The organism is Paraburkholderia edwinii, assembly GCF_019428685.1.
Taxonomy (GTDB): domain Bacteria; phylum Pseudomonadota; class Gammaproteobacteria; order Burkholderiales; family Burkholderiaceae; genus Paraburkholderia; species Paraburkholderia edwinii.
This window is the reverse complement of the sequence record NZ_CP080095.1, coordinates 1,128,286-1,141,885: the sequence shown is the minus strand read 5'-3', so window position 1 is coordinate 1,141,885 and position 13,600 is coordinate 1,128,286. Positions and strand designations below refer to the sequence as shown.

Genomic DNA, 13,600 nt, shown 5'->3' with positions numbered 1-13,600 from the left:
GATTTCACCCCACGCTGCCCGCAAGCTGGAATATCGGCATGTACAGCAGAAAAATCACCGCTCCCACAATGCCGCCCACGACGAGCATCAGCACCGGCTCGACGACACGCATCAACGTATCGATCGCGCGATCGAGCTCTTCGTCGCAGAACTCGGCCGAGCGCGTGATCATCGCCGGCAGCTCGCCGCTCTGCTCGCCGACACGAATCAGCCGTTCCGCGACCGGCGTGGTCAGATCGGCAGACGGCAGCGCCGCCGACAGCGCCTGGCCCGCGCGGATCGATTCGACCGCCTGCGCCAGCGCTGCCTGCATCTGCCGCGGCAGCAACTGCGCCGCGAGCTCCATCGACGCGACCACCGACATGCCACCCGACAGCAGCAAACCGAGCGTCCGGTAAAAGCGCGTCAGCGCAAAAAGCCGCTGATAGGTCGCGAGGCGCCGGAAGCGGAACAGCACGTTCATGATCTTCGTCCGGATCCTGCCGTTGCCAAGCGACCAGCCGATCGCCGCGATGCCCAGCGCAAGGCATACGAGCAACACGGCGCCGTGTTCATGAACGAGGTCTCCCCACCACACCATCACTTTCGCGGACAACGGAATGTCCTTCATCGACGCGAACACCTGGCTGAACTTCGGAATCACATAAAACGCCAGGAAGACGATGATCAAGGTCCCCGTTGCGATCACGATCGACGGATACACCATCGCCGCTACTACTTTCTTGCGCACGGAATCGAGCCGGGCATCGTAGTGGTGATAACGCTTGAGCGCCTCGGCAAGATGGCCGGTGCGCTCCGCCGATGCGACCGTGGCCACGTACAGGGCCGGAAATTCATCGGGCTGCCGCTCGAGCGCCTTCGATAGCGGCAAGCCTTCGTACAGCGCATTGACTATCGTCTCCAGCACCGTGCGGTTGATGCCTTCCTTGCTCTTGTCGCGTAGCGTTTCGACGGTTTCCACGAGGCTCAGTCCCGCTTCCAGTAGTGCGATCAGTTCCTGCGTAAAAAGCGAGCGCTCGAATACCTGCTTGCGAAACGACAGCGAGAACGTGCGCTTTTCCATCGGCGCGACGCCGACGACCGACATGCCCATCTCCGCTACGGTCCGTCGTACCTGCGCCTCGTCGTCGCCCGGCAATTCGAATTCCTGTTCGCCGCTCTCGCTCTTGACTGTCACCCGGTAGCGCATGACGACCGCCGATCAGGATCGTTTTACTTCGAAAAGATGTCCGCATCCTCGCCCGTTCCACCCGGCTTGCCATCTGCGCCATAAGTGAAGAGGTCGTAGTCCTTTCCGTTTTCTCCAGGCACCCGATAGATATAGGGCTTGCCCCATGGATCGTTCGGAATCGCACTGGTCATGTACGGACCTTCCCAGCCTGGCGTGCTGCCCTGGTTCGTCATCAATGCCGCCAGGCCGACGTCACTCGGCGGATAGTGCCCCGTGTCGAGACGGTAGCGATCGAGCGCGCTTTCAATCCCCTTCATCTGCGACGCTGCGGTTTTGCTGCGCGCCTTGCCGACTTCGCCGAACAGCTTCGGACCGACATAGCCCGCCAGCAGCGCGATGATGAGCAACACCACGAGCAGTTCGAGCAAGGTGAAACCTCGCCAGCGGCCTGGAGATCGTTGCGGATGCAACGATGCGGTGTCGGATATCGGCGCAATGACAGCCCGCTTGCTTTTCCAATGTAAGCGCATATCACTTGTTCGCTTCACCGAGGATTTTCGTCAGCTCCGCATCGGGTGTGTCGCCGTCGAGCTCCCACGAGAAAACGCCCCTGAGGTTCTGCCGTTTCGCGTAATCGACTTTGGTGCGTACCGTCGTGGGCGTGTCGTAAGACCAGAACGTCGTGCCGTCGAACTTCCACGATTGTTTCGCGACCGGATGCTCGTACACGGTGCCGGGCGCGCTCTTCAATATCCGGTAATCCTGTATGCCTTCTTCGTACTTGCCGGGCGCCGGCTTCGTGGCCTTCTGGTAGAGACCGTCGCCTTTCGGGCCGCCGGTCACGCCGGTCCACCCGCGGCCGTAGAACGGAATGCCGACGACGATCTTCGAAGGCGGCACACCTTTGTCGAGCAGACCTCTGATCGCGGCATCGACGTTATAGGTCGCACCGTTCTCGGTCTTCACATTCGGACTGTCCGGATCTTTGTACAGATTCGACTGAAAATCAGTGGGGCCGGCCGACTCCCATCCGCCATGGAAGTCGTAGGACATGACGTTGATCCAGTCGAGCGATTTGCTGTATTGGGCGGGATCTGTATTGGCGATCTTGTCTCCACCCGAGCCGATGGCTACGGTCAACAGATATCGCTTGCCCTTTTGTGCGCCGATCGCATCGAGCTGCTTGCGGAACTCTGCGAGCAGCAGCGTGTAGTTTTGCTTATCGTTCTGGTCAACGATGTTATAAGGTTGGCCGCCCCCACCTGGAAACTCCCAATCGATATCGATGCCGTCGAACACGCCGTCCGCAACGCCGTCTCCGCCGGCATTCGAACCCGCGTCGAACGGCAGATTGCCTTTGATATACACGTCGATGCACGACGACACCAGTTGCTTGCGGCCCGCGTCGGTCGCCGCCGCGCGCGCGAACCACTTCGACCAGGTCCAGCCACCGATCGAAATCATGATCTTCAGGTTCGGGTACTTCACTTTCAGCTGCTTCAGCTGATTGAAGTTGCCTTTGAGCGGACCGGCCTTGCCGTTGCGCGGATCGTCCCACGCGTATTGCCACGGGTCCGATGTCCCGTTGACGGCTTCGTTGGCCGAGAAGCCCTTCTGATAGTCGGCCCATGCGTCCCCGCCGGTGCCTGCGTCCGGCGCGTTCGGATTGGTCGCGCCGGGCTCGGCCTTGTTGACGATGCCGCATTCATAGCCGCCATTCTTCGCATAGAGGTTGCCGAACGCGTAGTTGATGAAGGTCAACTGCTTGGCCTGACCGGAGGTGTCGATGTCCTTCACCTTGAAGTTGCGGTCGTAGATGCCCCATTGCGCGAAGTAGCCGCCTACCTCGTGCGCGCTCGACGAGGATGAACCTCCTCCGCCGCCGTCCGATGGCGATGGCGATGGCGATGGCGATGGCGTCGGTGTCGGTGTCGGTGTCGGTGTCGGTGTCGGTGTCGGTGTCGGTGTCGGTGTCGGTGTCGGTGTCGGTGTCGGTGTCGGTGTCGGTGTCGGCGTTGGCGTTGGCGTCGGCGTCGGCGTCGGCGTCGGCGTCGGCGTTGGCGTCGGCGTTGGCGTTGGCGTTGGCGTTGGCGTTGGCGTCGGCGTCGGCGTCGGCGTCGGTGCTGGCGTCGGTGCTGGCGTCGGTGTTGGTGTTGGTGTTGGTGTCGGCGTTGGTGTCGGTGTCGGCGTCGGTGTTGGTGCCGGTGTCGGCGCGGGTGCTGGCGACGGACCGCCCGCACATGCGCCCAGATCCTGCCATACGCCCCAACTGCCGGACTGCGCAGGATTGTCGCCTTGCGTCCACCACTTGTTCTTGTAGTTGTGTCCGTTGTACGTCACGAGCGAACCCGCATTGGCATAGGCTTGCGTCGCTGACCACGCGGCGTAGCACCCCGCGCCCGAGGGCGTCGGTGATGGCGTCGGTGATGGCGCAGGTGACGGTGCAGGTGCAGGTGCGGGTGCAGGTGCTGGCGACGGTGCTGGCGACGGCGATGGTGACGGCGTACCACCGCTCGCGCCCAGATCGCGCCACAACGTCGGCGAGCTGGGCGGCGTCCAGCCTGCGCCGGTGTACGCCGTATGCGTCTGCAGCGCCTGATAGGAGTGGCCGTTGTACGTGACCGTGGTGCCGGCGGTGTAGGTCGAACCTTCTTTCCACTCATCGGCCAGCGCGCCAATCGAACGAGTTGCGAGCAACAACGCAACGAGTGCTGACACACAGGCCCCGTTCTTCTTGATCTTCATAAGATCTCCTGACGCATTCCGGCACTGCGGCCGACAGCCACGCAAAACAAGACAAGCGACGCAACTGCTGACCCAACCTGTTATTCACCACGACACGCCTTTGCTAATAGATAGGTCATTCAAATCGATCAATCAAGAGTTAACCAATAAATCGAAAAACCCTTTTTCCTCCTTTATTCAAGTTTGTAAAGGTAAATAAAATATCAAACATTTCTCCCCGACGTTGACTAGCCTCCAACCGCGGGGAGAGCGTAACGACATGGTTACGGATCGCATCGACGCTTCAGCCGGTCATTGAATTGGCCACATCGGAATTCATTAAAAATCATCCACCAACCGTCCGTTAATTAATGTTTAATAGACTTCAATTCACTCCTCACTCTTCAAAAAATAACATTTCAGATCTACTATCATTTATTTCCTGAAATCCAACCGGCAATTCGACGGAGGCGTCAATGGACGTGATGGATGCCGTATGGAATGAATGGCTGACGAGCAATTTGAACCGCGGCTGCACGCACGAATCGATCGTCGCGGCGATGGTGCAGGCCGGCATCGATGCGTCTATGGCACGCGACGTCGTGCGAAGCGCCGTCACAGCGGGCCACGGTGAGCGCGCAACAGTCGTCGACACTACTGTCAACGATGCCAACACGTACGAATACGACGCATGCCCCATCGCAGAGGGCAATTGCATACGCGCATACGACCGCGACGTATCGGTATTGATCCGCGTCGCACGTCCGCAGATCATCGTGTTCGACGACGTGCTGTCGGGCGACGAGTGTGCGGACCTGATCGAGCGTTCAAGGCACCGCCTGAAGCGATCGACGACGGTGAATCCCGACAACGGCAGCGAGGACGTGATCGAGACGCGCACCAGCGAAGGCTGCTGGTTCCCGCGCTGCGAAGACGCGCTGATCGAGCGGCTCGATCGCCGCATCGCCGCGCTGATGAACTGGCCGATCGACCACGGCGAAGGCTTGCAGATCCTGCACTATGCGGCGGGGGGCGAGTATCAGCCGCATTTCGACTACTTTCCGCCCGATCAGGAAGGCAGCATGGTCCACACGTCGCGCGGCGGGCAGCGCGTTGCGACGCTGATCGTCTATCTCAACGACGTCGAAAGCGGCGGCACAACGATCTTCCCGGAAGCGCGCGTCGCGGTCACGGCGCGTCAGGGCGGCGCAGTGTACTTCAGGTATATGAACGGGCGCGGGCAGCTCGATCCGATGACGCTGCACGGCGGCGCGCCCGTGACGAACGGCGAGAAGTGGATCATGACGAAGTGGATGCGGGAGCGCGTGTGTGACTAGTGCCCCGACCAGTCCTCGATATACCGAACGAGCTCCGTCATATCGCGCTTCGTCCCATCCTGCAGCGCCGCGAAATTCCACAGTTGCCGCACCGTACTGCCAACCCACATCGGCACGCCGAGCGCCTGGCATTCGTCGACCGCAAGCCCGATGTCCTTGCAGACGCTGCCGATCGGAAAGCCGAAATCGAACGTGCGCGGCAACACCTGCTTCGGAAACTTGTCCTGCGTCGCGCCGTTCTTGCCGCTGCCCGCATTGATGACCGCCATCATCGTTTCAGGATCGAGCCCGCCTTTTACACCGGCCACAAACGCTTCCGATGTGATCGCAAAAGCGGTCGACGAGAGCATGTTGTTCAGCAGCTTCATCAACTGTCCCTGACCCGGCTCGCTGCCGACGTTGAAGACTTTGCCGAACACATCGAACAGCTCGCGCACCTGTGCGACCACCTCGGGCTTGCCCGCGATCATCACGGCGAGCGTGCCCTTCTGCGCGCCGGCCGCGCCGCCGCTCACAGGTGCGTCGATCGTCTCGATGCCTTTGGCAAGCAGCGCCGCAGCAACTTCCTTCTCGGTGGTCGAGCCGACCGTCGACAGGTCGACGAGTATCTTGGCCGCCTTGCCCTGCACCACACCTTGCGCGCCGCTTGCAACCTCGCGAAAAACCGCGGGCGTCGGCAGGCTCGTAAAGATCACGCCCGCGCTGTCCGCCACCTCGCGCACGCTGCCGGCCACATGCGCGCCGATTTTCTGCAGTTCGGCGAGCGCATTCGCGTCCCTGTCGTAGATCACGAGCGAATGACCGTGCTCGATCAGACGCCGCGCCATCGGCCTGCCCATTACGCCGACGCCGATAAAACCGATCAGCTTGTTCTCAAGCATCTCCTGCTCCTCAGATATGAATGGAAAGTGCGCCGTCTCATGAGGTATTCGATTGATCGTCCAAACCGGCCTCACGGACCGCCAAGCATTCCTGACGCGCGTGCGTTACCGCTCAGGTGGCCAGCCACCCGCCTTCGACGGGCAACATCGCGCCGGTGATATCGCGCGCCGCATCGCTGCACAAAAAGACCACGAGTTGCGCGACATGCGCCGCATCGACGAACTCGCCGCCCGGCTGTTTGCCGCGCAGGAATTCGTGAACCGCGGGCTCGCGCGCGAGCCCGGTTTCATTCATAAGCGCGACGATGCGCTTTTCGCTGGTCGGCGTATGCACCGCGCCCGGACAAATCGCGTTGCACGTGATGCCGGCGCCGACCGTTTCAGCGGCCACTGCGCGCGTGAGGCCGAGCAACGCCGACTTGGTCGTCACATAGTCGACACGGTTTGCGGTGCCGCGCATGCCGTACACGGACGTCATGTTGAAAATGCGTCCCCAGCCGCGTTCGCGCATGCGGGGCAACGCGAGGCGCACCGCGTGAAACGCCGCACTCAGATTGACCGCGAGCGCCTGATCCCATTTATCGACCGGGAACGCTTCGAGCGGCGCGAAGTGCCGTGTCACTGCATTGTTCACCAGGATGTCGAGCGAGCCGGTGCGCTCGATCGTCTCGTTGACCAACCGTTCGACCGCTTCAGGTTTCGAGAGGTCCGCCTGAATATAGTGCGGCGCAATCTGATGGCGCGCTTCGAACGCCGCGCGCGCGGACTGCACATCGGCCGGGGATTCGACCCCGTGCAACAAGACCTTGCATCCTGCCGCAGCCAGCGCATCCGCGATCGCGAAGCCGAGGCCATGCGAAGAACCCGTCACAAGCGCAGTTTTTCCCGCAATTGTCCCTTCCATTCGGCAGTCCCTGTCGGCAATGCCCTCCGCTGCGAGGAAGGCCTGCTTTTTATGATAGCGCTAACTTAGCGCGATGCCAAATGGGGAACTGAAAAGCGGGGAACTGAAAAAGCCGGAACGCGTGATCAGGTACTTTCGCGCTGAATGATCTCGAAGCCGAGATCGAGCCGTGTCGGTGCCGCGTCCGCATCGCCACGCAGGCGCTGCAGCAGGCATTCGGCGCTACGTCGGCCGATTTCGAGGCGCGGCAGGTTCAGGCAGGTGAGTTTCGGCACCGTGTGGCGGAGGATATCGAGATCGTCGAAGCCCGCAATCGCGATGCGCTCGGGTACCTTCCAGCCGCGCCTCTGCGCTTCGAACAGCGCGCCGACCGCGAGCACGTCGCCGGCGAAGAAAATCGCATCGACCTCCGGCACGCGCTGCATCATGTCGATCATGGCGTGCGCACCGGCCGTCAAACCCGGTTCCGCTTCGAGCACAAGCGCCGGATTGCGTTCGCGGCCGAGCGCCGTAAGCGCAGCGTAATAGCCTTTCAAACGCTCCTTCGAGCGCGGATTGTTACGCATCGGCACGCTGACAAAGCCGATCGACTTGTAGCCGCGCGCCGCCAGATATAGCGTCATCTCCTTCGCCGCATTGAAGTTCGAATAGCTGATCACGACGTCGAGCGGGTTGCGCACGAGGTCGCCGGTCTCGATAACCGGAATGCCGGCCTGGCGAGCGAGTTGCGTGGCGCGCGGCGTATGCGCGGTGTTATGCAGCAGCAGGCCGCATACGCGTTGCGCGACGAATGCGCCGATCAGCGCCTCCTCTTCGTCGAGCGAATAGCCGCTGTCGGCAATCAGCAGATGCATGCCGGCCGCGCGCAATACATCGGCGGCGCCTTTCATGGTGTGCGAGTACAGCGAATTCTGGATGCTGGGCACGATCTGTCCGACCACGTTCGAACGGTTCGACGCCAGATTCGACGCGATCGAATTCGGCACGTAGCCAATCTTGCGGATCGTATCGAGCACGTGCTTGCGCGTTTCTTCGGATAGTTTGGCCGGCTCGTTCAGCGCACGCGATACCGTCATCAGCGACACGTTCGCGGCCTTCGCGACGTCGGCCATGCGCACCGCGCCGCCGCCGCTGCGCGTTCTGTTCTCGCTCAACCGTGAGTTCCCGCCAGCAGCGGTGCCTGCGCGCTTTTTCACTGTTCTGCATCCGGCCTTTCGAAACGATGGCGAATTGTATCCCACCGGTATTGCGCATCGGCTCGCTGCAGATTGCTGTGCGTTTGCTATGATAGCGCTATCAGTACTTGTGACACTTTCGTGGACTTCTCGCGAACAGTATTCGGGAAAGGAGACGCTCGATGACTTCACCGCTCGAAAACTACAAGATCTACGCGATCAAATACGCACACCACGACCGCCCCGCGCGCGACAACTTTATCGGAGGCGACCCGCACGACGTATCGATGCCGCTCGACTATTTCGTCTGGGCCATCGTCGGCGAAAGCGGCACGTGGCTTGTCGATACCGGGTTCGACCCGGAAGTCGGTAGTGGACGCGGGCGCACGACCACGCATCGCGTCGAGGAAGGCTTGCAGGCCATCGGCATCCGCGCGGATTCTGTCGAGGATGTGATCGTCACGCACATGCATTACGACCATGCAGGAAACCGCGAGCTGTTCCCTCAAGCGCGCTACCACGTGCAGGACCGCGAAATGGCGTATTGCACGGGCCGCTGCATGTGCCACCGCGAACTCAAGCACCCATTCAACCCCGACGACGTGAAGACGATGGTCGGCCGCGTATTCGACGGCCGTGTGCGCTTTCACGACGGCGCGTCGCAGCTTGCGCCGGGTCTTTCGCTACATCTGGTGGGCGGCCATACGAACGGGCTGCAAGTGGCGCGCGTGCATACCGAACGCGGCTGGGTCGTGCTCGCGTCCGATGCGTCGCATCTGTACGCGAATATGGAGCAACAGCGGCCGTTTCCAGCCGTGTACAACATCGGCGACATGCTGGAGGGATACCGGATCGTGCATGAACTTGCCGATTCGCCACAGCATGTCGTGCCGGGACACGACCCGGATGTATTGCGGCGCTATCCGGCACATAGCAAGGAAACGCAGGGCTGGATCGCGCGCCTCGATGCGGTGCCGGGATAGGCGGCGACAACGATATGTGCGTCTATAGGTGCGTCTTTGCGCTTACGTTTCGTCAGGCTGCTGCTCGTCGAGCATCCGCATCGCGGCCTTCTCCGCGTTCTGCACATGGACGCGGGCGGCCTGTTGCGCCGCTTCGCCGTCGCGCGCTTTCAACGCCTTATAGAGCTTGTCGATCTCGCGCAAGCTCGCGGGCAAGCGCTCCGGATGCATGAGCGAGGTCGCGCGCAGTAGATTGACGCGCGAATAGAGGCTCGTCAGGAATTCCTTGATCAGCGAATTGCCGCAGTTGTCGAGCAGCACATCGTAAAGCGCGGTCTTCGCGCGCAGCACGCCGGCCTGATTGCGAGCGGTCGCTTCGGCACGCAGTTCCTTCGCCACTTCGCCGAAGCGCGCGATGGCCTGGTCGTCGGCCAGCCGCGCGAATTCGTGCGCGGCGAAGCCTTCGAGCAGCGCTCGCAGCGCATACAATTCGCTCGCTTCCTGCTTCGACATCACCGCGACCACGGGCCCCTTGTGCGGCACGCTGCGCACGAGCTTCTCGGCTTCGAGCTTGCGCAACGCCTCGCGCACCGAGGTGCGGCTCACGCCGAGCGTTTCGCACAGTTCGCGCTCGACGAGACGCGCGCCCGGCGCGAAACGTCCCGTCATGATCGCCTGCCGCAGCACGTTTTCGACCTGATGGCGCAGCGTTTCCGGTCGTATCACCCCAATTTCTGCTGACATCGTTCATCCCGTCCGTTGTATGCCTGTCCGACAATAGAATTTTGTTGCACATCATACCGGATGCGAAACCGTGCGCGGTCGCTGCGCGCTATGCCGCGTGCGCGGCAAGCGCCTCTTCAAGCATCGGCGCCGCGACCGCCGCGCCGTGAATGCCGATCACGCTGACAATTTCAAGCACTTCCATAATCTCGCCGGCCGTCGCGCCGTAATGGATCGCGTTGCGCATATGCAGCTTGAGCCCCGGTTGGTACAAATGCGTCGCCGACGCGTCGAACGCGCAATAAATCAGCTCCTTGACCTTCGGGCTCAGCACGCCGGTGCGCCATGGCACCGACGAAAACGCGAGATACGCTTCGAAGAGGTCGGGATCGAGTTCGAGCAGCCCGTCCCACGACGGATGCCAGTACCCGCGATTCTTTTCGAAGCCGGCCTTGAGCGTTTGCTGCCGCGCGTCGAGCGGCGCGCGGCCCGTGCGTTTGCCTTCTTCTTCAAGCACTTCGAGTAACAGCGGCACGCCCACATTGCACGCATGAATGCCGATCGTGCTGATCAGTTCGAGCACTTCGACAAGCTCTTCGCGCGTCGCGCCGAACTTGAGCGCCATCTGCAGATGCTGCCGGATACCGGGCGCATACAGATGCGTCGCGGCGGCATCCGCGGTGATGTAGATAAATTCCTTCACCTTGTCTTCGAGGTGATTCCTGCGCCACGGCACCGCGGAGAAATTCAGGTATGCCTCGAGAAAATCCGCATCGAGACGTAACAGGCTTTCCCACGATGGCCCCCACGTTTTACGCACGCGCATGAACTCGTCCTTCACGCGCTGCTGCTTTTCCGTCAATGCTTCGGTCGATTGCATGGCGATCGGTCCTGTCTTTTTAGCGCGTGGTAGACGGCGGATAGTCGTGCTCGCTCACCGCTTCCTGCCAGGTCGATGCGCCAAGCGACGTCGCGATATGAACCATAAAGCTGTCCGCGCTGCCGCCATGCCAATGACGCTCGTTCGGCCCGATCCACACCACATCGCCCTGGCGAATCACTTCAGGCTTGCCGCCTTCGACGCAAATCCAGCCCTGCCCCGCCGTGACCTGCAGGATCTGGCCGCGCTCGTGCGAATGCCAGTATGTTCGCGCACCGGGCTCGAAACAGACCGTGTTGATCGTCACGCCGTCGGTGGACGGCATCACCGGGTCCGCCCACACCACACCGGTAAACGTATCGCCATTGCCGCGCCGCTCCGAGGCGGCGCCCGTCTTTCTGCCATGAAACACCTTCATCACTTTGCTCCTTTGCGTTGTGCGTCGTTGTGAAGCCTCACGCCGCCCGAAACGTCGCCGATCGCATCGACGACACGATTGCTGATCACGTCGCCGTAACCGAGCGACGTTGCCAGACCGAAGCTCGCGAGCGGCCCCGCCGCGTTGATCGACGCGACGCCAAGTTCGCGCACGCGGTCGATATACAGCACGATGTCCTTCGTCATCAGCTTCGACGTGAGCCCGCCTTCGAGATAATCGCCATCGACAATCTTCGGAAAGCGGCTTTGCGTCGCGAAGTTGACCCCGGTGCTGCTATTGAGCACATCGAGCAGTTGATGCAGATCGAGCCCCGCCTTCCTGCCGGCGACCATCACTTCGGCGGTCGCGGCAAGACTCACCGCGTTGAGGAAATTGTTGAGCAGCTTCGTCGTATGGCCGGCACCGCTTTCGCCCATCACCTGCACCTTGCCGGCGATCGGCTTGAAGATCCATTGCACGGCTTCGATCGCGGCGGCGTCGCCGCCCACCATCAACGTCAGCGTGCCTTTTTCCGCGGCCGCGGCGCCGCCCGAAATGCCCGCATCGATGTATTGCACCCCGCGCGCTTTCAGCAGGCCGTTCAGCCGCACCGTCGAGCTGGCGGCGGCTGTGCTGAGGTCGATCACGGTTTGCCCTGTGCGGCAGTGCGCGAGAATGCCGCCGTCGCCTTCGACGACTGCTTCGACTACCTTGCTATCGGGCAGCGACAGCAGCACGAGGTCGGCGGATTCGACCACCTCCCGTATCGATGCGGCGGACCGCGCGCCGGCGTCTTTCACGCGCTCGACCACCGTGTCGTAACCGAGCACAGCGATCCCGGCATCGACGATGCGGCGCGTCATGCGGCTGCCCATATTGCCGAGTCCGATAAATCCGATTCGTTCCTTGTTCATGGTGTCCTGTGTCATTGAGCAGGCTATAAATATGCGGGCTAGAAATAAGCAGACTAGAAATCGACGTCCTTCGTTTCAGGTCCCATCAGCGCGCCGGTCATGCCGATCAGGCCGCCGAGGCTGAGCAGCACGACGGGCGTCACCGAAAGCGGCATCCACGCGCTGAGCCAGTTCATATAAAACGCGTAGAACGACGGCACGATCACCGAGAGGCTGAAACCGACGCCGAAGCCCGTCGCGCGCACCTCGGTCGCAAACCGCTCGTTGATGTAAGTCACGATCACGCCCCACGGCGACGTGACGAGCACGGCAAGCACGCACACGGTCAGCATGATCGCGGGCAGCGACAGGCCGCGCACGTTGCCGAGCACATAGAGCAATGCCGCGCCGATCGTCGCGATCAGCGGACCGACGATCGCGAAAAAGCGCCGCCGGCCGATCTTCTGGCCAAGCATGCCCGCGCCGATATAGCTGAAAAACAGCACGAAATACGACAGCAGCAGCGTGGACGTCAGCTGAAAACCACTCAGATGCAGCGTATGCACGAGCAGGCCAGTCGGCAAAAAGATCGTGATGATGTTTTGCGTGAGCCAGAAGCCTGTCATCAGCAACAGCACCTGCACGAGACTGCGCGCGCTTTTGCCCCTCATCAGTTCGGACAGCAGCGGCGTGTCGTGTTTGGCCTCGTGTTTGGCCTCGTTTTTGGCATGCTTCTCACCGGCCTCGCTTTTCCAGATCTCCGATTCCGAGACCTTATGCACGTAGTAAAGCGCAAGCACACCGGCCAGCACCGCGCCGATCACGAACGGAATGCGCCAACCCCACTGCACATACGGCGAATTGACGCCGTTCAGCGGAAAAACCGCGAACATCACCATCGCAACGAGATTGATCGTCACGTACGCGGCCGGAAAACCCGCGATGATCAGGCCTCCGACGAAACCGCGCTGATGCTTCTTCGAATACTCGATCGCAAGCGGCATGGCGCCGGTATACCCGCCGCCGAGGAAAATGCCGTCGACAAAGCGCAGCAGCACGAGCAGCCAGTACGAGGCGACCCCGATGCTTTGATAACCGGGCAGCAACGCGATCAGCAAGGTAATCACGCCGAAGCCCGACACCGAATAGATCGAGGCCTTACGGCGTCCGAGCCGATCCGCGACCATACCGAACAGCAATGCGCCGATCGGCCTGCCAAGCAGCGTGGTAATAAACACGAGGGACGCGAGGATCGTCTCCATACCGCTCGACAGATGCGGCGGCTGGAAGAAAAACAGCACCGGCGACAGAACGACCACCGGCAGATAAATATCGAACATGTCGATGAATTCGGAGAAAAACGCGCCTTTAATGGCGCTCCTTCTCTTCGCATCGATCGACTGTTCGTCGGCGATCGGTGAGACGTGCTCCGCGGTCAGCGCTTTCATTCATGTCTCCGATGTAGTTATCCGGCACGCTTGCGGTGCCGCGCGAAGCCGCCAAGCGGCCCGCAGTGCCTTCACACGGCACGC

14 protein-coding genes and 1 pseudogene are annotated in these 13,600 nt (G+C 61.5%); 2 read left to right on the top strand and 13 right to left on the bottom strand.

The genetic code is table 11. The features are described 5' to 3' along the window. Nucleotides 1-4: 4 nt before the first annotated feature. The 5 genes and pseudogenes from KZJ38_RS05015 to KZJ38_RS36980 form a co-directional block, all read right to left on the bottom strand. A complete protein-coding gene (locus KZJ38_RS05015) occupies nucleotides 5-1,189 on the bottom strand; it encodes a type II secretion system F family protein (protein WP_219799061.1) in 1,185 nt (394 codons plus the stop codon). Between the two features lie 23 nt (nucleotides 1,190-1,212). Continuing rightward, nucleotides 1,213-1,599 (bottom strand): type II secretion system major pseudopilin GspG, encoded by a 387-nt coding sequence (gene gspG, locus KZJ38_RS05010; RefSeq protein WP_246641642.1) that lies wholly within the window; start codon nucleotides 1,597-1,599, stop codon nucleotides 1,213-1,215. 103 nt (nucleotides 1,600-1,702) lie between these two features. Then, nucleotides 1,703-2,968 (bottom strand): glycoside hydrolase family 18 protein, encoded by a 1,266-nt coding sequence (locus KZJ38_RS36380; RefSeq protein WP_246641728.1) that lies wholly within the window; start codon nucleotides 2,966-2,968, stop codon nucleotides 1,703-1,705. Next, entirely contained in the window at nucleotides 2,877-3,413 is a 537-nt protein-coding gene (locus KZJ38_RS36375; protein WP_246641827.1) for a hypothetical protein, read from the bottom strand. Before KZJ38_RS36375 ends, KZJ38_RS36380 begins: the two co-directional genes overlap by 92 nt. Nucleotides 3,414-3,487: 74 nt before the next feature. Next, nucleotides 3,488-3,916 (bottom strand): annotated as a pseudogene (locus KZJ38_RS36980) (carbohydrate-binding protein); the annotation flags it as partial. A 455-nt stretch (nucleotides 3,917-4,371) separates the two neighbouring features. On the opposite strand from KZJ38_RS36980, the gene KZJ38_RS05000 reads away from it, so the two are divergent. Next, nucleotides 4,372-5,232 carry a 2OG-Fe(II) oxygenase gene (locus KZJ38_RS05000; RefSeq protein WP_219799058.1) on the top strand — a complete coding sequence of 287 codons (861 nt, stop codon included), beginning with the start codon at nucleotides 4,372-4,374 and terminating at the stop codon, nucleotides 5,230-5,232. Here KZJ38_RS05000 and KZJ38_RS04995 read toward each other — a convergent pair. The 3 genes from KZJ38_RS04995 to KZJ38_RS04985 all read right to left on the bottom strand — a co-directional run bounded on the left by KZJ38_RS04995 (nucleotide 5,229) and on the right by KZJ38_RS04985 (nucleotide 8,171). Then, entirely contained in the window at nucleotides 5,229-6,113 is an 885-nt protein-coding gene (locus tag KZJ38_RS04995) for an NAD(P)-dependent oxidoreductase (protein ID WP_219799057.1), read from the bottom strand. The genes KZJ38_RS05000 and KZJ38_RS04995 overlap by 4 nt on opposite strands. 112 nt (nucleotides 6,114-6,225) lie before the next feature. Beyond that, nucleotides 6,226-7,017: an SDR family oxidoreductase gene (locus tag KZJ38_RS04990; RefSeq protein ID WP_219799056.1), complete on the bottom strand. Its 792-nt coding sequence runs from the start codon at nucleotides 7,015-7,017 to the stop codon at nucleotides 6,226-6,228. A gap of 125 nt (nucleotides 7,018-7,142) precedes the next feature. Continuing rightward, on the bottom strand, nucleotides 7,143-8,171 hold the full coding sequence (locus KZJ38_RS04985; RefSeq protein WP_246641641.1) for a LacI family DNA-binding transcriptional regulator: 1,029 nt from the start codon (nucleotides 8,169-8,171) through the stop codon (nucleotides 7,143-7,145). 203 nt (nucleotides 8,172-8,374) lie between these two features. Between KZJ38_RS04985 and KZJ38_RS04980 the strand changes: the two genes are divergently transcribed. After that, nucleotides 8,375-9,175 (top strand): N-acyl homoserine lactonase family protein, encoded by an 801-nt coding sequence (locus tag KZJ38_RS04980; protein ID WP_219799055.1) that lies wholly within the window; start codon nucleotides 8,375-8,377, stop codon nucleotides 9,173-9,175. Nucleotides 9,176-9,217: 42 nt separating this feature from the next. Here KZJ38_RS04980 and KZJ38_RS04975 read toward each other — a convergent pair whose 3' ends face one another. The 5 genes from KZJ38_RS04975 to KZJ38_RS04955 form a co-directional block, all read right to left on the bottom strand. Next, a complete protein-coding gene (locus tag KZJ38_RS04975) occupies nucleotides 9,218-9,898 on the bottom strand; it encodes a GntR family transcriptional regulator (protein WP_219799054.1) in 681 nt (226 codons plus the stop codon). Between the two features lie 88 nt (nucleotides 9,899-9,986). Beyond that, the gene (locus KZJ38_RS04970) at nucleotides 9,987-10,757 is read right to left on the bottom strand and encodes a carboxymuconolactone decarboxylase family protein (protein WP_219799053.1); all 771 of its coding nucleotides are present in this window, start codon (nucleotides 10,755-10,757) and stop codon (nucleotides 9,987-9,989) included. Nucleotides 10,758-10,776: 19 nt separating this feature from the next. Further along, nucleotides 10,777-11,175, bottom strand: a complete 399-nt coding sequence (locus tag KZJ38_RS04965) for a cupin domain-containing protein (protein ID WP_219799052.1) — start codon at nucleotides 11,173-11,175, stop codon at nucleotides 10,777-10,779. Continuing rightward, nucleotides 11,175-12,089: an NAD(P)-dependent oxidoreductase gene (locus KZJ38_RS04960; protein ID WP_219799051.1), complete on the bottom strand. Its 915-nt coding sequence runs from the start codon at nucleotides 12,087-12,089 to the stop codon at nucleotides 11,175-11,177. The genes KZJ38_RS04965 and KZJ38_RS04960 overlap by 1 nt, the downstream gene beginning before the upstream one ends. Before the next feature lie 53 nt (nucleotides 12,090-12,142). After that, nucleotides 12,143-13,516, bottom strand: a complete 1,374-nt coding sequence (locus KZJ38_RS04955; protein ID WP_219799050.1) for an MFS transporter — start codon at nucleotides 13,514-13,516, stop codon at nucleotides 12,143-12,145. Nucleotides 13,517-13,600: the final 84 nt, after the last annotated feature.

Coding starts and splice junctions, on each gene's coding strand:
- KZJ38_RS04990 (WP_219799056.1), bottom strand. CDS start 7,017: ATGGAAGGGACAATTGCGGGAAAAACTGCGCTTGTGACGGGTTCTTCG.
- KZJ38_RS04980 (WP_219799055.1), top strand. CDS start 8,375: ATGACTTCACCGCTCGAAAACTACAAGATCTACGCGATCAAATACGCA.
- KZJ38_RS04965 (WP_219799052.1), bottom strand. CDS start 11,175: ATGAAGGTGTTTCATGGCAGAAAGACGGGCGCCGCCTCGGAGCGGCGC.
- KZJ38_RS04955 (WP_219799050.1), bottom strand. CDS start 13,516: ATGAAAGCGCTGACCGCGGAGCACGTCTCACCGATCGCCGACGAACAG.
- KZJ38_RS36375 (WP_246641827.1), bottom strand. CDS start 3,413: ATGTGCGGGCGGTCCGTCGCCAGCACCCGCGCCGACACCGGCACCAAC.
- KZJ38_RS04975 (WP_219799054.1), bottom strand. CDS start 9,898: ATGTCAGCAGAAATTGGGGTGATACGACCGGAAACGCTGCGCCATCAG.
- KZJ38_RS04960 (WP_219799051.1), bottom strand. CDS start 12,089: ATGAACAAGGAACGAATCGGATTTATCGGACTCGGCAATATGGGCAGC.
- KZJ38_RS05015 (WP_219799061.1), bottom strand. CDS start 1,189: ATGCGCTACCGGGTGACAGTCAAGAGCGAGAGCGGCGAACAGGAATTC.
- KZJ38_RS05000 (WP_219799058.1), top strand. CDS start 4,372: ATGGACGTGATGGATGCCGTATGGAATGAATGGCTGACGAGCAATTTG.
- KZJ38_RS04995 (WP_219799057.1), bottom strand. CDS start 6,113: ATGCTTGAGAACAAGCTGATCGGTTTTATCGGCGTCGGCGTAATGGGC.
- KZJ38_RS04970 (WP_219799053.1), bottom strand. CDS start 10,757: ATGCAATCGACCGAAGCATTGACGGAAAAGCAGCAGCGCGTGAAGGAC.